This window comes from Nitrospira sp. (assembly GCA_029194535.1).
GTDB lineage: Bacteria > Nitrospirota > Nitrospiria > Nitrospirales > Nitrospiraceae > Nitrospira_C.
Genome location: JARFXR010000003.1, coordinates 144,050 through 162,814, shown reverse-complemented (window position 1 = coordinate 162,814; position 18,765 = coordinate 144,050). Strand labels below are relative to the sequence as shown.

Annotated in this window: 18 protein-coding genes; 12 read left to right on the top strand and 6 right to left on the bottom strand. The window is 60.4% G+C overall.

Going from position 1 to position 18,765, the window contains the following annotated elements; translation table 11 throughout:
* Window positions 1–27: 27 nt before the first annotated feature.
* Entirely contained in the window at window positions 28–1,788 is a 1,761-nt protein-coding gene (locus P0111_17985; GenBank protein ID MDF0645921.1) for an adenosylcobalamin-dependent ribonucleoside-diphosphate reductase, read from the bottom strand.
* A gap of 109 nt (window positions 1,789–1,897) precedes the next feature.
* Here P0111_17985 and P0111_17980 point away from each other — a divergent pair, with 109 nt between their 5' ends.
* The 3 genes from P0111_17980 to P0111_17970 all read left to right on the top strand — a co-directional run bounded on the left by P0111_17980 (window position 1,898) and on the right by P0111_17970 (window position 4,268).
* On the top strand, window positions 1,898–2,311 hold the full coding sequence (locus P0111_17980; GenBank protein ID MDF0645920.1) for a secondary thiamine-phosphate synthase enzyme YjbQ: 414 nt from the start codon (window positions 1,898–1,900) through the stop codon (window positions 2,309–2,311).
* Between the two features lie 117 nt (window positions 2,312–2,428).
* Window positions 2,429–3,445, top strand: a complete 1,017-nt coding sequence (locus tag P0111_17975; GenBank protein MDF0645919.1) for a hypothetical protein — start codon at window positions 2,429–2,431, stop codon at window positions 3,443–3,445.
* A gap of 193 nt (window positions 3,446–3,638) precedes the next feature.
* Complete coding sequence (locus P0111_17970) at window positions 3,639–4,268, top strand: cysteine rich repeat-containing protein (GenBank protein ID MDF0645918.1); 630 nt, start codon at window positions 3,639–3,641, stop codon at window positions 4,266–4,268.
* Window positions 4,269–4,280: 12 nt separating this feature from the next.
* On the opposite strand, the gene P0111_17965 is transcribed toward P0111_17970, so the two are convergent.
* The 5 genes from P0111_17965 to folB are packed head-to-tail and all read right to left on the bottom strand — an operon-like array spanning window position 4,281 to window position 9,093.
* The gene (locus P0111_17965; protein ID MDF0645917.1) at window positions 4,281–4,985 is read right to left on the bottom strand and encodes an FHA domain-containing protein; all 705 of its coding nucleotides are present in this window, start codon (window positions 4,983–4,985) and stop codon (window positions 4,281–4,283) included.
* Window positions 4,986–5,006: 21 nt separating this feature from the next.
* Window positions 5,007–5,828, bottom strand: coding sequence for a Stp1/IreP family PP2C-type Ser/Thr phosphatase (locus tag P0111_17960; protein ID MDF0645916.1), 822 nt, complete (start codon window positions 5,826–5,828; stop codon window positions 5,007–5,009).
* 11 nt (window positions 5,829–5,839) lie between these two features.
* The gene (locus P0111_17955; protein MDF0645915.1) at window positions 5,840–7,240 is read right to left on the bottom strand and encodes a serine/threonine-protein kinase; all 1,401 of its coding nucleotides are present in this window, start codon (window positions 7,238–7,240) and stop codon (window positions 5,840–5,842) included.
* A 57-nt stretch (window positions 7,241–7,297) separates the two neighbouring features.
* Window positions 7,298–8,143 (bottom strand): PHP domain-containing protein, encoded by an 846-nt coding sequence (locus tag P0111_17950; GenBank protein ID MDF0645914.1) that lies wholly within the window; start codon window positions 8,141–8,143, stop codon window positions 7,298–7,300.
* Window positions 8,140–9,093: a dihydroneopterin aldolase gene (gene folB, locus P0111_17945; GenBank protein MDF0645913.1), complete on the bottom strand. Its 954-nt coding sequence runs from the start codon at window positions 9,091–9,093 to the stop codon at window positions 8,140–8,142. The genes P0111_17950 and folB overlap by 4 nt, the downstream gene beginning before the upstream one ends.
* Before the next feature lie 339 nt (window positions 9,094–9,432).
* Here folB and moaC point away from each other — a divergent pair, with 339 nt between their 5' ends.
* The 9 genes from moaC to trxA all read left to right on the top strand — a co-directional run bounded on the left by moaC (window position 9,433) and on the right by trxA (window position 18,741).
* Window positions 9,433–9,954 (top strand): cyclic pyranopterin monophosphate synthase MoaC, encoded by a 522-nt coding sequence (gene moaC / locus P0111_17940; protein MDF0645912.1) that lies wholly within the window; start codon window positions 9,433–9,435, stop codon window positions 9,952–9,954.
* Window positions 9,951–10,649, top strand: a complete 699-nt coding sequence (locus P0111_17935) for a molybdenum cofactor biosynthesis protein MoaE (protein MDF0645911.1) — start codon at window positions 9,951–9,953, stop codon at window positions 10,647–10,649. The genes moaC and P0111_17935 overlap by 4 nt, the downstream gene beginning before the upstream one ends.
* A gap of 135 nt (window positions 10,650–10,784) precedes the next feature.
* Window positions 10,785–11,837 carry a GTP 3',8-cyclase MoaA gene (moaA, locus tag P0111_17930; GenBank protein ID MDF0645910.1) on the top strand — a complete coding sequence of 351 codons (1,053 nt, stop codon included), beginning with the start codon at window positions 10,785–10,787 and terminating at the stop codon, window positions 11,835–11,837.
* Between the two features lie 201 nt (window positions 11,838–12,038).
* A complete protein-coding gene (locus P0111_17925; protein MDF0645909.1) occupies window positions 12,039–12,746 on the top strand; it encodes a sulfite exporter TauE/SafE family protein in 708 nt (235 codons plus the stop codon).
* 208 nt (window positions 12,747–12,954) lie between these two features.
* A complete protein-coding gene (gene accD, locus P0111_17920; GenBank protein ID MDF0645908.1) occupies window positions 12,955–13,791 on the top strand; it encodes an acetyl-CoA carboxylase, carboxyltransferase subunit beta in 837 nt (278 codons plus the stop codon).
* 27 nt (window positions 13,792–13,818) lie between these two features.
* The gene (locus P0111_17915) at window positions 13,819–15,108 is read left to right on the top strand and encodes a bifunctional folylpolyglutamate synthase/dihydrofolate synthase (protein MDF0645907.1); all 1,290 of its coding nucleotides are present in this window, start codon (window positions 13,819–13,821) and stop codon (window positions 15,106–15,108) included.
* Window positions 15,077–17,560: an LPS assembly protein LptD gene (lptD, locus tag P0111_17910; protein MDF0645906.1), complete on the top strand. Its 2,484-nt coding sequence runs from the start codon at window positions 15,077–15,079 to the stop codon at window positions 17,558–17,560. Before P0111_17915 ends, lptD begins: the two co-directional genes overlap by 32 nt.
* 28 nt (window positions 17,561–17,588) lie before the next feature.
* On the top strand, window positions 17,589–18,143 hold the full coding sequence (locus tag P0111_17905; protein ID MDF0645905.1) for a hypothetical protein: 555 nt from the start codon (window positions 17,589–17,591) through the stop codon (window positions 18,141–18,143).
* Window positions 18,144–18,393: 250 nt separating this feature from the next.
* The gene (trxA, locus tag P0111_17900; GenBank protein ID MDF0645904.1) at window positions 18,394–18,741 is read left to right on the top strand and encodes a thioredoxin; all 348 of its coding nucleotides are present in this window, start codon (window positions 18,394–18,396) and stop codon (window positions 18,739–18,741) included.
* Window positions 18,742–18,765 lie beyond the last annotated feature (24 nt).

Genomic DNA, 18,765 nt, shown 5'->3' with positions numbered 1-18,765 from the left:
GCAGTGATTTCCACGGCGGACCCGTTCTCAGCAGGTCTGACTCACCGCACAGGATAGGACTTGTTCCGCGCGACTGCCGGTTCGAAAGACGGTGAGGCCCTTGCATCCCAATCGATAGGCGAGCAGGAAGGCATCGGCGACCTGAGCTTGGGTGGCGGTGGCCGGCAGATTGATGGTCTTGGATACCCCGCTGTCGCTGTAGTGCTGGAAAATGGCTTGCATTCTGACGTGATGAGCCGGGTCGATGTCGTGGGCTGTGACGAACAGACGACGAAGATGTGACGGAATCGTGGAGTAATGCCGGATCGAAGGTTCCTCGCTCAGTCGCGGCACCAAGCGGTCCATATCCAGACCGGCCGCTCGTGCCATCCTGCGGAAAGCCGGATGAAGCGTGATAAGGCGAGTCCCGTCCATGATGGTCCGGACAGTTCGGACGGCGTAGAGAGGCTCGATGCCGGGAGAACATCCCGCGATGATGCTGATGGTCCCGGTGGGGGCGATCGTGGTGACGGTGGCGTGACGTCGCGGATCGCGCCGCTGAGCGAGACCGCTGCCCGGGTAGGCGGGAAACGGCCCTCGCTCGTCGGCGAGTCGTCGAGAGGCTTCATGCGCATGAGATTGGACGAAGGCCATCAATCGCGAAGCGGTGCGCAGCGCCTCTTCCGTGTCATATGGAATCTCCAATGCGATCAGCAGATCGGCGAAGCCCATAATCCCGAGACCGATTTTTCTGGTCCGCAGCGTGGCCGCTTCGATGTCGGGCAGAGGATAGCGGTTGCGATCGAGGACGTTATCCAGGAAGCGGACGGCGAGCGGGATGGTTTCGGCCAGGCGAGCATAGTCGATCTCCGCTCGGCCATTTCTCCGCAAGAGGTACCGCGCCACGTTGATGGATCCCAGCGTGCAAGATTCGTAGGGCAGCAGGGGCTGTTCACCACAAGGATTCGTCGCTTCGATCTCGCCCAGGTGAGCGACCGGGTTCGCTCGGTTGATGGTGTCCAAATACAGGACGCCCGGCTCGCCGGCGGTCCAAGCCGCGGCCACCAGGCGGTCGAACACCAGACGTGCGGGGAGCCGTCGGACGGGCCGACCGGTTCTGGGATTCAACAGGGCGTAGCGTCCGTTACGGCGCCGAGTTTCCATGAAGGCGTCTGTCAGACCGACCGATAGATTGAAATTGGTCATTTCCCTCGGATTGTTCTTCAACTCGATGAAATCGAGGATATCGGGGTGATCGACTCGAAGCACCCCCATGTTCGCGCCGCGTCTCATCCCTCCCTGTTTGATGACGTCGGTGGTGAGGTTGAAGATGCGCATGAAGGAGATAGGACCGGATGCGACGCCGCTGGTAGAGGCCACGAGGTCGTCGTGCGGACGGAGTCGACTGAAGGAGAATCCGGTTCCTCCGCCGGATTGATGGATCAGCGCCTGGTCACGCACGCTCTCGAGAATGGCAGACAGTGAGTCCTCCACCGGCAGGACGAAACAGGCGGAGAGTTGTTGAAGAGACCGGCCGGCGTTCATTAACGTCGGTGAATTGGGAAGGAAGTCGAGGCTCGCCATCAAATGGGAGAAACGCGATGCAGACCGAGGAAGGCGATCCCCGGCCGGATAGCGTCGTTCTGCCAGAGCCACGTCCGCGGCGATGCGCCTGAACATATGAGCGGGAGTTTCGACGACTCGTCCTTTACGGTCCCGCGCGAGGTATCGCTGACGCAGGACCAGGCGGGCCCCGCGCGAGAGCGATCCCTCATGACTCGGAAAGGCTGCCGAAGATGTATCGGACATTCTGATCACCATTATATCGTTTTTGAGCCCGCAGTTCGCCGATTGTGCCCGGTCTTGCATCCGTCCCGTTCGTTTGACGACAATATCGGGCTAGGATGGGGAGTACGGCATGAAGTCCTATCGTGAAGAGCTCTGGTTCGAAACCAAGACGCGTCGGGAGTACATCAACATCACTCGGCAAGTGGAAGCGGTCGTGCGGAAGAGCGGCGTCACCGAAGGATTGGTGCTCGTCAATGCCATGCACATTACCGCAAGCGTGTACATCAACGACGACGAGGCGGGGCTTCTGCAGGACTATGATCGATTCCTTGAGGACTTGGCTCCCCACGGCGCCTCCTATCGCCACAATGAAACCGGTGAAGACAATGCGGACGCCCATATCAAACGTCAGCTGATGGGACGGGAGGTCGTGGTGGCGATCACCGGCGGCCGGCTTGATTTCGGGCCATGGGAACAGATCTTCTACGGGGAGTTCGACGGGCGGCGGCGCAAGCGGGTCCTTGTGAAAGTTATCGGCGAGTAGCGGAGCTTGGTCGCGGCCGTACGGGGAGCGATGCCGAACCGCTCCGACGCTTGCTCCCCGGGCAAAAGTTTGGCAACATGGTTCACTGTGAGTGAGTCCCCACATCCCGAGGAAGCTATGATGCTCGGTTGGTCCCGACCCGATCCGTTGACCAGAGATCTCATTCACTTGATCAACGCCCGCCGCCACGATCACGGGGATACCGATGCGGCCATCGACACCTTGCAAGCCTTTCTCGAGCAGGGACGCGAGCATGACCTGTTGACGGTACTGGCGGCGCTCGACGAAGACATGGCGGAATGGCTCTTCGACCTGGTCGCCGAGGCCTCTTGTGCCATTCTGATGGACGGCCCAGCGGATGAAAAGTTGTCCTATGCCGTGATGGCCGCCTTGGAACTGCCGCTGCAGGCGAATCTCACCCATCCCTTGAAGCTGAAGATCGACCCCGTGGCGACGGCTGATCTGTTGCACCGTCATCTGCGGCTTCCGTCCGGAACTGTCGTGCGCGTCGAAGCTCGGTTGCTCACGGATGCGACTTTGGAACCGCTAAGCCTGCAGTCCCTTAATGAACATCTCAGCACCGTGGCCGATTCCCAGCGCGTCCATTCGTTTGCCGCCCGGTTGTATCCACCGGTCGAGAACACGGCGTTTCTGCTGTTCGAACTGATCGGAGTCCCAGACGCGGGGCTGCCAGATTCTCTCGAGGATCCTCATCGGCGGGCTCTGTTGGAAGGTTTGGTGGAACAGTGTCCCGAGCTTGCGCATGCGCCGGATTCGATCGAAGCCCCCGTCTATGCCGCCTACGCGATGTTCGACGCTCAGAATGCCGTGCGGCTCCACCGACTGGCGGACGAAACGGCCGCCGTCTGGCGCGATCTCGATCCCTTGGTCCGGGCACGGACGATCGTCCATCTCCATACGCAGTGCGGCAATGGCGTCTATATGCCGGTCTGGACGGATTTGTTCGATCCGGAACTCCCGGATGAACACGGGCCGGTCTGGACCTCGCCGGACGTGTGGGTATTCACGGCCGATCTTCCCATCGAATGGCCCGGCGAAATGCTCACCAATCGGCTTCTCGCCGAAGGTTGTACGCGATTCGAGAACCATATCGTAGAGGCCCCGGAAAACTAGCCGACTTGCATCACGACTCCTGACGATCCGTTCCGGTCCCTGCTGCTCCGATAGGCGAGGTTCATCGTCTTACCGAGACCGCGATTCCCTCCACACCCGTAGAAGCCGATTCGACTCGAGCGGAATCCCGACATTTCATCGATTTTTCAGAACCTCTGTCTTATGCTGGCCCATAACAGGGCAGGGGAGAATCGTGGCGCGACAGGATGCGTGGAGTCGGATAGCGGCCGGGGCGATCACCGCAGTTGGACTGACCTCGGTTTGGCTTGCCGTGGCCACGAGTCTTCCGACGCAGGAGGAATTGGCCGGAGACGCGTTGCATCAAGCACGGGCCGCCTCCGCGGCTCCGGTGGTTCCCGCCGAGCCGAGCCTGGACCTGTCCATTCCCGGTGTCGTCGCTCCCATCCCGCCCGCCGCACAACCGGCCGAGCAGAGCCCTTCCGATCCGTCCGGCGAGGCCCGAAGCAGTCTCCCAATCGGCGATGCCCGCACGGCGCAGATTACGCGATTGAAATGTGATGCGGAGTTCGCGCAGGTGTGTCCCGATGGGATGGAAGGGGTAGGAGCATTCAGATGCCTCGAGCGGCGCATGAAAGACCTGCTGCCGCCTTGCCAAGTGATGGTCCGCGAGCGGCTTGTGAAATGGAAAGAGGATCGGAGCCGTACCCTGTCTGCCTGTCGAGACGATGTGAGGCGATTGTGTGCGACGATGAGACCCGGGGACGGCCGAGTGATGCAGTGTTTACAGGATCACGCGCAGGACGTGTCCGACCGCTGCTACCAAACGCTGCCCAAAGGCGTGTTGTTGTTCCGCCAGCCGTAAGTGCGATCGCAGCTATCTGGTTGGGCCAAGCCAATAGAACGTCAGACTGACGCCCGCGACCTGGATGTGATCGCCGTTCTTGAGCTGTTGCTGCCCCGTCACGCCGCGTCCGTTGACCAGCAGTGCCTTCCCCCCTTGTGCCAGGCTCACAAAATAGGCCCCTCCCCGGTGGATAATTTGAGCGGCTGATTTCGGCGCGAACCAGCCGGTCAGTCGGATGGCCGCGCCCGGCTGGGAACCGATCGAGCTCACGGGCTTGATCAGGAGATATTCCGGCTGGTCCGTGCTGCCGTGGGTCACGATGACTTTCGGGGAGGGAGATGCGGTCGTGGCGCGCGACTCTCCGGCGCTGATGACCATGGTTTCATCCACGACGGGAGACGGTGGCGATGCCGCTGCGGTCGGAGCCGCCGGCTCCTGAAAAATGATCCGATGCTGGCCGATCGTGATGACGTCCGAGTCCCGCAACTGATGTCGGTCCACGCGCATGCCGTTGACCGAAGACCCGTTTGTACTCTTGAGATCCTCGAGAAAGTAGACGGCCTGGACTTTGACGATCCGGGCATGATGGCCTGACACGGTGTGATCGTCGATCGACAGGTCGTTCCCGGCTTTCCGGCCGATGGTGAACAGCTCGTTCACGATCTGGATCGTGCGCGACCCTTGTCCCTGCAATTTCACCAGCAGTTTGGCCTGTGCGGCCGCCGTGTCGGGCATGGGAAGTCTCCTCGCGCCGGATTAGGAAGCCATGGGAAACCATCGTTGCGTCAAGCGCCGCCAAAACGGGCTCGATACTTCGTCGAACAGGCTGAGCAGAAGCACGGTCGTGTTGTCGTCGCCTCCTGCCGCATTGGCCATGGTGAGGAGCCGATCGGTGGAGTCTTCCATGTCCGACGCCATTTCGACGGTGCGAAGGATGTCCGGCGGACGAACTCCCCGGGTCAGTCCGTCGGAGCAGAGAAGGAACCGGTCGCCGTGTCGGACCGGAATCTCTCCGAGATCGATGTCGACCACTCGCCCCACGCCTAACGCTCTGGTGACGATATTGCGCTTGGAGGAGCATTCGGCTTCGTCCTCCGTCATCAGACCTCGCCTGACCTGTTCGGCGACCCAGGAGTGATCCGCCGTCAAGGCGTCGATTCTGCCGTTGCGGATGAGATAGAGCCGGCTGTCTCCGACATGGGCGATCGAGAGGAGGCCTTCCGACAGGCCGGCGGCCACAATGGTGGTGCCCATGCCGGCATAGGCTGGGTTGGTCCACGAGGCTTCATGGATCGTTTCGTTTGCGGCGCGGATCGCCTCAGCCAGTCGATAGGTATTCGGGGAAAGATTGGCGTCTGGAACAAGCGAAACGCGGTCGTCATCCTGTCGAATGGTTCGGAAACGAGTACGAATGGTCTCGATGGCCAGCGTGCTGGCCACCTCTCCCGCGTTGCCGCCGCCCATCCCGTCACAGACGGCGTAGACCCCGAGCGCAGGGTCGGCCAGGAAACGGTCTTCGTTGTGCGTCCGCTTCAGTCCCACATCTGATCTGACACTATGGACGGTCCGGATGGACATGGGTTCCCCGCTCAGGCCGCAAGGCTCTGGAGGCAGGCTCGGAGATCCCACGCGAACTCCCCAGCGCGGCGATATCGCTGCGGGAGATCCTTCTGCAGTGCGCGGTCGAGCACTTCCTGGAACATCGGAGGCAGATCCCTTCGCAGCTCGCTCAATGGCGGGTGAGGCTGGTGGGCGATGGCAAAGAGCAGCGCCGAGAGGTTGTCTGCGGTGAACGGCGGGCGGCCGGTCAGCAGCTCGAAGAGGACCACTCCGAGCGAAAAGATATCGGACCGTCCGTCCACCTTCTTGCCCGCGATCTGCTCGGGCGACATATAGGTCGGGGTACCTAGCACGAGATCGGTCTGGGTCCTGCTGCTCGAGGCCATCTTGGCGATGCCGAAGTCCATGACTTTCACGATCCGATCTTTGGTCAGCATGATGTTGGCCGGTTTGACGTCCCGATGGACCACTCCCTGCTGATGTGCATGGTCCAAGGCTTCCGCCACGGTGGTCAGGGCATGCACGACGTCCGCGACCGAGAGCAAGTTCGGCGGTCGCGACCATGGCTTGAGAGAGCTGCCTTCCAAGACTTCCATCGCGATGTATCCGAGCTCATCCTGCTCGCCGGCGTCGTAGATTGTGACAATGTTGGGGTGGGAGAGTCGTCCGGCCGATTCCGCCTCGCGAAAAAAACGCGCTTTGACCTCCTGCAATTTCGTGCTGTCGTCGATCTGGTCCAGGCGCATGGTCTTGATCGCCACGAATCGCTGGATGGTCGGATCCTTGCCGAGATAGACGACGCCCATGGCGCCTCGTCCCAACTCTTTCAGGACTTTGTATCGACCGAGCATGGGGGGAGGGGTTCCCATCTGAACCACGACGGTCGGACCGCCCTGCGGGGCGTCGTCTTGCACGCGGTCGATGTCCGTCTCGCCCGATGCGTCATTAGACGCGGCGCGCAGGCCGGAACGCTTGATGTTCCTGACAGGACAGAACGTTTCCCGCAATGAGTTGAGATGCCTCAGCCACATCACGGTGAGCCACAGACCGGAGGCGATCATTCCGAAGGTGTAAGCCCAGAGATAGCGAACCGAACCGATGCGTTCCACCAAGGGCAATCCGACCCCGCGAAACGCCTTGTCTCCGTAAATGACGGTGGTCAAGACTGCAAGCGGGATGATCAAATGCTTGAGAAAGCCGAATCCCCGGCCGTTGTCCGGGATCTCCCGATAGGCGTTCAAGGCGAGGGACAGGAGCAGCGCCAGCGCGACCACATCCGCGCCCAGGCGAACGGCCGCACCGCCACTGAGAGACAAAGGCGGTACGGAAAGACTCTGAATGGCCGCCAGGTTGCCGAGAATCGGTCCTGCAAGGAGCGCCACCAGCATACCGACAATGTGCGGAACCAGCCAGTTCCAGGCCATCGACATCGGGTAGGGTCTCGGTGATGTTGAACCGGGTTCAGTGTAGCGAAACGGGTTGGAGAGTCAACGAATTGCCGCTTCTTTCATTGCCGTCAGAAGGTTCGGCTTGATGTGCAAATCGCCCCGTCCCGCTCCGACTTCGATGTCTGGCTTGGTGACGCCGTGAAAATCGCTCCCTCCGGTGACAAGGAGATTGAATTGGCGGCTGAGGTTCAGGTAGGCAGCGGTTTGCGATTTCGTATGGGTGCTGTAATGGACCTCAATACCGGCCAGACCTTGATCTTTTAGCTCTGCAATGCAGACGGCGAGTTCGGAACCGACTGCTTTGACCCAGGTAGGATGAGCCAGGACCGCCAGACCCTTGGCTTCTCGGATCCAGCCGATCGCCTCCGAGGGGGACGGGAGTTCTCTGGCCACATAGGCCGGGCGGCCTTCCGCCAGATACCGGTCGAACGCCTCCTTGGCCGAGGTCACATAGCGTTTTTTCATGAGCAGTTGAGCGATGTGCGGCCTGCCGACGGCATCCGTTCCGGCCAGTGCTTGAACCTCTTCGTAGGTTATCTCCAGCCCTGCGGTCCGGAGGCGTTCCACAATAAGAGGATTGCGGCGGTGGCGGCTGGCGCGCAACGACGCCAACCGGTCGTTGAAGATCGGGTCTTGCCAATCGACAAAGTAGCCCAGGATGTGCAATTCACTTCTGCCATCGAATGAACTGATCTCAACTCCCGGGACGACCTCGATGCCGAGTGTCTCACCGCTCGCAATGGCCTCGGGGAGCCCGGATGTGATGTCGTGATCCGTAATGGCCAGGGCTGTGACGGATGCGGCCTTCGCCCGTGCGAGGACCTCGGAAGGCCGGAGACTTCCGTCCGAATGAGTGGTGTGCAGGTGCAGATCGATGCGACTCATGACGCCGATCCACCGTCCGAATAGAGGAAGGGCGTCTTCCGCGCAAGCAATTGCGCAGTGAAAGCCGTGTCGATGCCGGAATTCGTCACATGTTCTCCTTCGTCGTACGAAAGCACCTGAAGGGCGGAAGTCAGACGCAGCAGTTCATTGTGCGCGAGGCAAAATTCCCAACGGCGCGGGTGACGATGGCGCCGGTAGTTGTCGATCGTGAAGGTTTCATAGAGCAGGACCCCGTTCGGCTTGAGCGCGTCGACGAACCAGGGAAAGAGGGGCCGATGCAGATAGAAACAGACGACGATCACGTCATACCGGTTCGGGGCGAATTCCGGCCGATCGTCGGTCGCACGTTCCAGATCGACGGTTTTTACGATGAGGTTCGTCAGACTTTGTTGCTTCGCGGTCGATGCCAGATGGAAGAGGGCGTCGGCATCCCGGTCGAGCGCCTCAACCTCGAATCCCAGATTCGCCAAATAGAGAGCGTGGCGGCCTGTTCCGCACGCCACATCCAGCACGCGGCCTTTCGGTAAACGATGAATGTGCTGCAGCAGAAAGCGTGAGGGGGTCAAGATCTGTGAGGCGACAGGGTAGGCAGGCCGTACCCGATCGATTCTCAGGCCGACTGATGCGGTAGTTTGCGCGACCGGCGGAGCCAGTTTTCTCAGCCAGAGTCTGGCTCGTTCAATGGGGAATTCCGTAAACAACATGGCCAGAAGCCGCTCGGCCAAACTTTCGAGCAGTGCGCAATCCCCTGTTGCACCAATAGTTTCGACCCGCTCCAGGACCTTGGCATAGTCTATCGTGTCGGCCAGATCCTCCGAAGCGGCCGCTGATGTTGTGTCGCAATCCAGCTCCAGGTCCACGGCCAACGGTTGGGGCCGATCGCGCTCCTCACTCGTCACACCGCACCGTCCTTGGAATTCCAACCGTTCAATGACGATCTTGCCGACCATGGGGGGCATTGTCCGGGATTGGATTTCTGGGTGTCAACCGAAGAGCGAGAATACGGATATTCTTACGCAGGGCTTCCCATGTGGCAGGGCCCGGAGTGACAGTGGGTCAGTTTGCCATCCAGACGCACTGAAGTCTGTCATCCCCGCGGAAGCGGGAATCCAGTCAAGACCTTCTCTTCAGCAGTTAGCCTTGATCGAGGGGTGGATGCCCGCCTTCGCGAGCTTGACGCAAGAGGAAACTGACCCATTACCTCCGGAGTGCGTCTCTTGACTCCGTTTTGGGCCGGCTCCTATAATAACCGACTGGCGCAGTCGTAACCGGCTGATTCCGCGAGGAAAATGGCTGAGTTAACACATTTCAACGAAGCAGGCCGCGCGCGGATGGTCGACGTGAGCGCCAAAGCTCAAACCGAGCGTCTTGCCACGGCTCAAGCCAAAGTCTTCCTGCAGCCCGAAACCCTTGAAAAAATTCAGCGAGGGAAGATCGCAAAGGGCGATGTCTTAGCGGTCGCCCAGGTGGCCGGGGTCATGGGAGCCAAGAGGACTCCAGACCTCATTCCGATGTGCCATCCGATTCTCCTTTCCAGTGTGGACATATGCTTTGCGGAACACTCTCAACCCGATCGTGACGGCCGATGCTCCATCACCGTCACCGCGACGGCCAGGACTACCGGCCAAACCGGGGTGGAAATGGAAGCGATGACGGCGGCATCCGTGGCGGCCCTGACGATCTATGACATGTGCAAAGCGATCGACAGAGACATGAGTTTCAGTGAGATTTGTTTGCTCTCGAAATCAGGCGGCAAGTCCGGAACATACAAGCGCGAGAGAAAGACTTCGGACGGGACAGAGGGGACATGATCACGGTCAAGCTGTTCGGCATGACGAAATCCCTGGCAGGCAATCAGTCTTCCTTATCGCTGGAGTTGCCCAGCGGACGGTGTGTGAAGGATTTGATCGAGCTGGTCGATCGGGCCTATCCGATGATCGGGGAATTGATCCGGAAGAAAAGGATTCTCGTGTCCGTGAATCAGGAGATCGTTCACGAGCACACGGCGATAGGCGATGGTGACGAGGTCGCCCTGCTCCCGCCGTTTGCCGGGGGAGGGGCGACGGAACCGCATTTGGATGAGACCCAGTTCGTCCGTGTCCAGCGCGACGATTTCTCCATCGACGCAGAGATCAACCGCGTTCGGAGCCGCTCGAAGCGTATCGGGGGCATCGCCGTATTCCTCGGCACGGCCCGGGATCGCTCGAAGGGGCGCGATGTCGATGGCATCACGTTCGAGCATTACGAAGGCATGGCGCAGAAGAAATTGCGGGAGATTCGTGACCGCGCCCTGGCCGACTTCGACATTTGCGAGCTGCTGATCGTCCATCGCTACGGAGAGATCACGATCGGAGAGAACATCGTCCTGATCATCGCGGGGGCGGAGCATCGAGCTGATGCGTTCCGCGCCTGCAAGTGGGCGATCGACGAGCTCAAGCAGATCACGCCGATTTGGAAGCTGGAACATACTCCGAGCGGGGAAGTGTGGGTGGAAGAACATCCATGACAAAGCTCGCGCCGATTGCGCCCGGTTGCGCGCTCGGTCGGCTTTGTGTCTCGGCGGTTGCAGTCTCGGCCTTGCCCGTTCCGCTTTGATTACATGATGGGAGACGGTAGGACGTCTGCGATGGAAACGGGAGGGATGCACACAGATCTCCATCCGGCGGTGGCCGATACGTTCGGCCGGCCGTTGCGCAGCTTGCGATTGTCGGTCACCGATCGCTGCAATCTCCGCTGCGCCTACTGTATGCCGGAAGAAGAGTACGTGTGGCTCCCTCGGCAGAACCTACTCTCGTTCGAGGAGATGGCCGTGCTGACGGAGCTGTTCACCGACGTGGGTGTGAACAAGGTCCGGTTGACCGGAGGAGAGCCTCTGCTCCGGCGCGACCTGCCGCGGTTGATCCGGCTGCTGCTGCAGAATCACCGGGTCGGCGAGATCGCGTTGACGACCAACGGCATTCTCCTGGCGGATCAGATTCAGTCGTTGTATGAAGCGGGACTGCACCGCATCACGATCAGCCTGGACACCCTGCGGCCGGAACGGTTCCGTCAGTTGACTCGTCGCGACGAACATGCCCGGGTGTTGGAAGGGATCGAGTCCGTCGGACCGGCCGGCTTCGTGGGGCTCAAGCTCGACACCGTCGTCATCCGCGGCTTTAACGACGACGAGCTGGTCTCCCTCATCGAATTCGGTCGACATTACCAGGCCGAAGTGCGATTCATCGAATATATGGACGTAGGCGGGGCGAACGAGTGGGAGCCCGCCAAGGTGTTGTCACGAGATGCGATCCTGGACGCGCTCGGGAAACACTACGGCATCATTACACCGATTGCGGAGCGCGGTTCCGCCCCGGCCCAGCGGTTCCGTCTTCCGGATGGCGTGACCTTCGGCGTCATTCCTTCGACGACAACCCCGTTTTGCTCGTCCTGTGACCGCAGCAGATTGACGGCGGACGGCATGTGGTATCGCTGTCTGTACGGCACCACGGGGACCGATCTGCGCAAGCCTCTGCGCGACGGTCTCTCGGGGGACGATATGCGCGCACTCATACGGGCCGGCTGGGAGTCGAGAAAGGACCGGGGCGCGGAAGAACGAAAGGCGCTTGAACGTGCTGGTTTGCGCGAAGGCGGTTTGATCGGGATCGACCAGTTGCGCGCGGATCCTCATTTGGAGATGCATGCCCGCGGAGGCTGAGCACGGTCGACCGTACGACCGGTCGTTCCCTCCGTCAGCTCGTCGCTCCACGGTTCGGCGGCCGACCCCGGCTGCTTCTGAGCTCACAGTACGGCCGATTTCTACCCTGTGCCCGCGTGTTATCGTCACTCTTGGGTGGACGGGGCCGCGGGTCCGGCCGGTTTCCGATACCCACCTGCCCCTTACCGTTTTCGGGGCATCATGACGGATCCTTCTTATCTCACGATTCTCGGTCTTGGTTTTGTTCTGGGGTTGCGGCATGCCCTCGATGCCGACCACATTGCTGCGGTGTCGACCGTGCTCGCGACCAGACCTTCGTGGCGAGCATCCGGTGTCATCGGATTCAGTTGGGGGCTCGGGCATACGCTGGTGCTGCTCTTTGTGGGAGCGGTCGCACTGGCGTTGCAGGTCAGCATTCCGGAGTCGGTTGCGAACGCGGCTGAGTTCGCGGTCGGTCTCATGCTGATAGCACTCGGCGGCACTCTGGCCGTCCGCGTTCTCCGAGAGCGGTGGCATTCCCACGGCCATGATCATGGAGGGCATCGACACGAGCATCTGCACAGCCATGCGGCGACCTCCGGCCATGGGCACGCGCATTGGTGGAGTGATTCCCTCAAACCGTTGTGTATCGGCATGGCGCACGGGCTTGCCGGCTCCGCCGCACTCGTGCTCGTCGTGGTGGCCGCGTCGCGCACGGTTCTGGAAGGGCTCGCCTACATCGCGGTGTTCGGCTTGGGTTCGATCATCGGCATGATGCTGATCGGATTGTTGTTGAGTCTTCCGGTGGTCTGGTCCTTATCGCTCGGACGACAGGCTCTCCTCGCGGTGCAAGGCCTCGCCGGTCTCGGCAGCATCGGATTGGGTCTTTCCATGCTCTTCCGCATCGCCATGGGCGAACGTCCGCTGTAGCCGGAACGTCGGCACGTTCGCGGCCTGACCTATTCCGTTGCGTCGTTCGGCTGAGCCGCTTCCGTTGCCGTTGTGGCGCGTCACTGAGGGGGAAACTACGTGCGTCATCTGGCCGGCTATGGTATTCTCCGCTCCCATCGGCCGGCACGGTGGCCGGCGAAGGCCGCGAGGATTCGACTCGATCCGGCCCCGTAGGAGACAAGCGCGAATGGCGTGGTTTAAGAAGCAAAAGCCATCCGAAACGGACAGTCCCAAGCGATCGAAGATTGCCGAAGGGATGTGGCTCAAGTGCAATCATTGTCGGGAAATCGTCTATCGCAAAGAGGTTGACCGCAACAACAAGGTCTGTCCGAAATGCGATTATCATTTTCCCATTTCCGTCACGGAACGCATCACGCTGCTCATCGATTTCGGGACCTTCAAGGAATGGGATGCCGATCTGGCTCCACAGGATCCGCTGAGCTTCGAGGATACCAAGTCGTATAAGGACCGTGTCAAAGCGCAGCAGGAAAAGACCGGTCGAAAAGACGCGATGGTGATCGGCGAGGGCACCATGAACGGCCGGCGTGTCGCGTTGTGCATGTTTGATTTCGGCTTTATGGGCGGCAGTATGGGCTCGGTGGTCGGCGAGAAGATCTGCCGGGCCATCGATCGCGCCTTGGAAGCCAGACTCCCGGTCATTTTGGTTACGACGTCGGGCGGCGCCCGCATGCAGGAAGGCATTCTGTCGCTCATGCAAATGGCCAAGACCTCCGCGGCCGTCGCCAAGCTGGGCGAAGCCAAGTTGCCGTTCATTTGCCTGTTGGCTGATCCGACCTTCGGCGGTGTCACCGCCAGCGTGGCGATGTTGGGGGACGTCATTCTGGCCGAGCCCAAGGCGTTGATTGGGTTTGCGGGGCCGCGCGTCATCGAGCAGACCATCAAGCAGCAATTGCCCGACCAATTTCAGCGTGCGGAATTCCTGCTGGAGCATGGCATGATCGACATGATCGTCGAGCGGAAACATCTGAAAGAAACGTTAAGCACCCTCGTCGCGCATTTCTAGGCGAGTTCCTTCTCCTCGGCGCGCATCATGACCTATTCCGCTGCGGTCGCCTACCTTCTCGGTCTTCAGAAGCACGGCATTAAATTGGGGCTGGAGACGATGGTTGCGCTCGCGCAGCGCCTGGGGAATCCTCAGCGGCGGTATCGGTCGCTTCACATCGGGGGGACCAACGGCAAGGGATCGACGGCGGCCATGGCCGCCGGGATTATGCGGGCTGCGGGCTATCGCGTGGGCCTGTACACCTCTCCGCATCTGGTGGAATTCCGAGAGCGTATTCGCGTGGACGGAGTCATGATTCCGGAGGAGGCGGTGGGTCGGGTCATCGCTGAGGTGCGGGACGCGGGGGGCGCGGATCTCCAGCCGACATTTTTTGAAAGCACCACGGCGTTGGCCTTTCAGTATTTTGCCGAGGCGCGGGTAGATGTCGCTGTCCTCGAAGTGGGGCTCGGCGGCCGGTTCGATGCGACCAACATCGTGCAGCCCGATGCCTGTGCCATCACGACCGTGGCGCTCGATCACCAGGAATATCTTGGGACGACAGTGTCCGCGATTGCATTCGAAAAGGCGGGGATCGTCAAAGAGAAGGTTCCGCTTGTTCTCGGTCGGATGACGGAAGATGCCATGCGGACCATTGAGCCTATCGCCCATGAGAGAAGATCCCCCGTATCGGCCTTGGATCGGGAATTCCGCATCGACGGCACCCCCGACCGGTTTACCTATGAGAGTCAACGAGGTCGATACCTGGGGTTACGCTGCGCACTTCCGGGCGCACACCAGGTGGACAACGCCGCCTGCGCAATTGCACTCACCGAAGCCGTGAGCGGGTTTCAGGTATGCGAACGGGCGATTCGCGAGGGAGTGGGCGGCGTTCAGTGGGAAGGGAGGCTCGAAACACTGGAAGCCCGCCCCGACGTCCTGCTTGACGGCGCTCACAATCCGGCAGGATCGGCAGCCCTGGCGACGTATCTGCGATCCGTGAAGGAGACCCGTCCGGGATCCCGGGTCATTGTGGTGCTGGGAATGATGCGCGACAAGGATCACAGGGGATTCATGGCGTCGTTGAACAGCGTCGCGGATCATGTGGTGCTGACGCGCGCGTCGATCGCCCGGTCCGCGGCGGCCGAGGAAATGCGGGACGAACTGGCGGGGACGATCACCATACCCTCATCGGTGACGGCCGATGCGGGCGAAGCCCTGGCATTGGCGAGGCAGTTGGCCGCTCCCCAGGATGTAATCTGCGTCACGGGATCCCTCATGCTGATCGGAGAGGTGAAGGCATCATGGCGTGGCTGTGGGCTGTCGCCTCTTCGGGGTTGAAATGGCGGAGACTCTCGCTGGGGCACGCAAGCGCCTGGTGTACGCCATCCTGCTGTTCCTGTTCCTTCCCGGCGCCGCCATAGCAGCCGATGAACCGACCGGTACCGCACTGCCGTCGTCGGGCTCCGCTCCGCTTGACCTCACGGCGGACCGCATCGACTACCTGAAAGAGGAGGAGATATACGAGGCCGAGGGGTCGGTCCTCGTCCGTCAGGGGACGTTGCGCCTCGCGGCGGATCATATGACGATTCAGGCCCTTCCTGGGGTGCTGATCGCGACCGGCCATGTCCGTTTGCTTGATCCCCGAGGCGACCTCACCGCGGACCGACTCGAACTCAACATCAATACGGAAGCGGGCATCGTGACCCACGGCCAACTCTATCTGAAAGCCTCCAATACCCAGATTGACGGACGCTTGATGCAGCGGTTCTCGGAAGATCACTACCGGGTGAAGGAGGGTCGATTCACGAATTGCGATGCGGAGCCGGACGAGACGCCGGCCTGGCGGTTCCAGTTCAAGGATCTCGATCTCAATGCCGGAGACGCGCTGGCGTTCAAAGGAGGATGGCTGTGCGTCCTTGACGCACGGGTCCTTCCGTTGCCGACGATGACCTATCCGCTGTCGCCCAGAAAGACCGGATTTCTCATCCCCACGATCGGCTACGACAATCGTTTCGGCTGGCATCTTCAGGAAAGCTTCTTTTGGGCGATCAATCCGAGCCAGGATCTCACGGTTTCTCCGTTTTATTTTACGAAGCTGGGGTATGGGAGCGATTTCGAGTATCGATACGTCTTGGACCGCCTCTCACGCGGACAATGGTTCGTCAGCGCGCTTCAGCAGACGCAGCTCCCCAACGTCTCCGGCGCCGCCGCATCGGGAACGCCAGCTCAAGAATCCCGGGCATTGATCACCGGGACGCACACCCAACAGTTCACGCCGAATACGCTGCTTCGCGTCCAGGCGAACCTGGTGACCGACCCGCAGTACCTCCAACAGTTGAGCAATTCGGGCGCACAGCGGGCGCTGCCGAGCAACGAGAACAACTTGTTGGGGACGCACCGGTTGCCCTATGGGAACATGTATCTCTGGAGCCAATATCTTCAACCGCTGCAAGCCGGAGGTAGCGATACGTTTCAACGGCTGCCAGAGATCGGCTACAGCCTTCCTGATACGACTGTCTTCAAATCGCCGTTTCTGCTCAGTACGGACACGAGTTTTGTATACTTTTATCGCGAACAGGGCTTTACGGAAAACCGCATCGACTTTCTGCCAGGACTGTCCACCGAAATCATCGACGTGGGCCATGTGGTGGGTTTCCGCCCGCAGGCCAAGTTCCGGGAAGTGTATTATTCGCGGGGGATTGACAGTACCAGCAACATCAGCCGCCAGACGTTCTGGGCTGCGTTGGACGCAGGCTCAAAGCTGAGCCGCCGATTCGTGGCAGGTGGCGGCCATGCCGTGCTGCACACCCTCGAACCCAGCGCGATGTATGAGTATGTCCCACAGACGAACCAATCACAGATTGCGCAGATCGACCAGGTCGACGATTTGCCGAAGAAGAACCTATTGACGTACATGCTTCGGAGCCGCGTGCTGGAGCAGAACGGACACACGAGCTTCAATTGGCTCGATCTGACGCTTGCGCAGAGCTACCACGTCGACGGCGTGCAGACCAGCGCGATGAACTTCACCCCCGGCGCCGTGCCGCCGGTGGGTACGGTCACGCAGCCGCTGCAGCCGGCCACCGTTTCGATCAACGGGAAGAAGTTGTCGGATTTTTGGGTGCATGCCATCATCGGAAACAATCTGCCCCAGTACACAGTTGCGCAACTGGCCGTGTCCACATTCGACAAGGGTGGCACGGCGCCGCAGCAGAAGCCGGTGATCAACCAATACGTGACGGTCGACGCGTTCGTGGATCCCTACCGCGGCACCTTCAGCCAATTCAACACGGACTTCCGCGTTCAGGATTCCAATAACTGGTATGTCGAGGTTGGACAGCGGTATGCGCAGAATGGAAATATTGTGCGCCGAGGCGACGTCTGGAACCCGATCTCGTTCAATGAAGTCTTTGTTCCGACCGAGGAAATCCAGTTCGTCACGGCTGGGGGCGCATTCCGTACGCCGTGGGGTTGGACTCTGGGTGCGAAGGCCTATTACGATATCCTTACCGGAAAGAGTCCCGAATACGACATGGTTGGTTTGTATCAGAACCCTTGCAAGTGCTGGTCATTGGGGCTGTACTATCTGCAATTTCCCGATCGCGCCCAGTATAATTTCATGTTCAGCCTCACCGGGATCGGATGGACGGAAAACTTCGGCACCACAGTCGTTCGCAGCATTCTGAGCCCGCTGCTCTACGGCGAAAAAGGGCTGCCGTGGGCGGCTCCAGGAGGGCATTTTGGCCGTCCCCAGTCAGTGGTTCCGGACACCAGTGCGGGAATGCGTTGATGAGGTCCGGCCTTCGTCGAAAGGACACATGATGAGGCAGAGGCTTCTCTCAAGCTCGGGAGGCGGACGGCTGGCCGCATTCGTATGCCTCGTGTTGCTGTTTTGCGGGAGTGGAGCCATCGACGCGCGAGGCGCCGGGCAGGACGGGCATTTTACCGACCTTCAGCGGGCAAAGATCTATCTGGCCGCGGGAGACTTTCGGCGCGCGATCGATGCTTGTCGACACGAGGTCGATGCACGTCCTTCCGTGGAGGCGTATTTGTACCTCACGTACGTCTATCAGGCGCTGGACGCCTATGTGGAATTTCTCGCACGGACGGATCAGTGGGTGCCGTTGGAGCACCTCTATCTGGGACTGGTGACGGGGAAGCCGGAGGACCTGGTGGATTCTCCCGACGTGTTGTCGCGCATTGCCAAAGAACTCATCCAATCAGGCGCAAGACAGCAGGCCGACATCGCCGCCGAATTGGCGACGAGGCTCGATTCCGTGGCCGTGGCTCGTCTCTGGCCCCAACAGACCGCCTGGCGGAAGTCCAAACCGGACGGATGGTGGTTCGGTATACCGCCTGAGTGGTCCTGGTGAACGGGAGTTGATCGGTTTCCTGTTGCGTCATGCCGGCGAAGGCGGACATCCGGTGCTCGATCAAGACTCCATGCTGAGGAGCAGGCCTTGACCGGATTCCCGCTTCTGCGGGAACGACACGCGGCAGCGTTTCTAATGGCAAACTGACACACTATCGGGTGAACGGCTCGATTGACTCGTCGAAGATCGCTGGTATACGATGAACAGATGAGAAAAACTGAGTCTATAACCATGTGAAGGAGGGTGTGACGTGGCAGGTGACGCGCTCAAAGTCGAAGATGCAACGTGGGAAGCCGATGTCATCAAGGCTTCGGAACTGGTCATGGTCGATTTCTGGGCCGTGTGGTGTGGGCCGTGTCAAATGGTTGCACCCATTGTCGACGAACTCGCCAAGGAATATTCCGGAAAGATCAAGGTTCGCAAGCTGAATACCGATGAAAATCCAGAGGTTGCGGGACGTTATCAAGTCATGAGCATTCCGACGATCCTGTTTTTTAAGAACGGACAGGTCGTGGAGAAGTTGGTCGGTGCAAGGCCCAAGCGCCAATTCAAGGAAATGATCGATTCGCTGCTGGCACAGCACGCCGGCTCCGCGTAACGGCGGGACACGATTTTCCGAACG

Bases quoted from the DNA above. Each gene is read 5' to 3' on its own strand.
- P0111_17985 (MDF0645921.1), bottom strand. From the start codon at position 1,788: ATGTCCGATACATCTTCGGCAGCCTTTCCGAGTCATGAGGGATCGCTC.
- P0111_17980 (MDF0645920.1), top strand. From the start codon at position 1,898: ATGAAGTCCTATCGTGAAGAGCTCTGGTTCGAAACCAAGACGCGTCGG.
- P0111_17975 (MDF0645919.1), top strand. From the start codon at position 2,429: ATGATGCTCGGTTGGTCCCGACCCGATCCGTTGACCAGAGATCTCATT.
- P0111_17965 (MDF0645917.1), bottom strand. From the start codon at position 4,985: ATGCCCGACACGGCGGCCGCACAGGCCAAACTGCTGGTGAAATTGCAG.
- P0111_17960 (MDF0645916.1), bottom strand. From the start codon at position 5,828: ATGTCCATCCGGACCGTCCATAGTGTCAGATCAGATGTGGGACTGAAG.
- P0111_17955 (MDF0645915.1), bottom strand. From the start codon at position 7,240: ATGTCGATGGCCTGGAACTGGCTGGTTCCGCACATTGTCGGTATGCTG.
- P0111_17950 (MDF0645914.1), bottom strand. From the start codon at position 8,143: ATGAGTCGCATCGATCTGCACCTGCACACCACTCATTCGGACGGAAGT.
- folB (MDF0645913.1), bottom strand. From the start codon at position 9,093: ATGGTCGGCAAGATCGTCATTGAACGGTTGGAATTCCAAGGACGGTGC.
- moaC (MDF0645912.1), top strand. From the start codon at position 9,433: ATGGCTGAGTTAACACATTTCAACGAAGCAGGCCGCGCGCGGATGGTC.
- P0111_17935 (MDF0645911.1), top strand. From the start codon at position 9,951: ATGATCACGGTCAAGCTGTTCGGCATGACGAAATCCCTGGCAGGCAAT.
- moaA (MDF0645910.1), top strand. From the start codon at position 10,785: ATGCACACAGATCTCCATCCGGCGGTGGCCGATACGTTCGGCCGGCCG.
- P0111_17925 (MDF0645909.1), top strand. From the start codon at position 12,039: ATGACGGATCCTTCTTATCTCACGATTCTCGGTCTTGGTTTTGTTCTG.
- accD (MDF0645908.1), top strand. From the start codon at position 12,955: ATGGCGTGGTTTAAGAAGCAAAAGCCATCCGAAACGGACAGTCCCAAG.
- P0111_17915 (MDF0645907.1), top strand. From the start codon at position 13,819: ATGACCTATTCCGCTGCGGTCGCCTACCTTCTCGGTCTTCAGAAGCAC.
- P0111_17905 (MDF0645905.1), top strand. From the start codon at position 17,589: ATGATGAGGCAGAGGCTTCTCTCAAGCTCGGGAGGCGGACGGCTGGCC.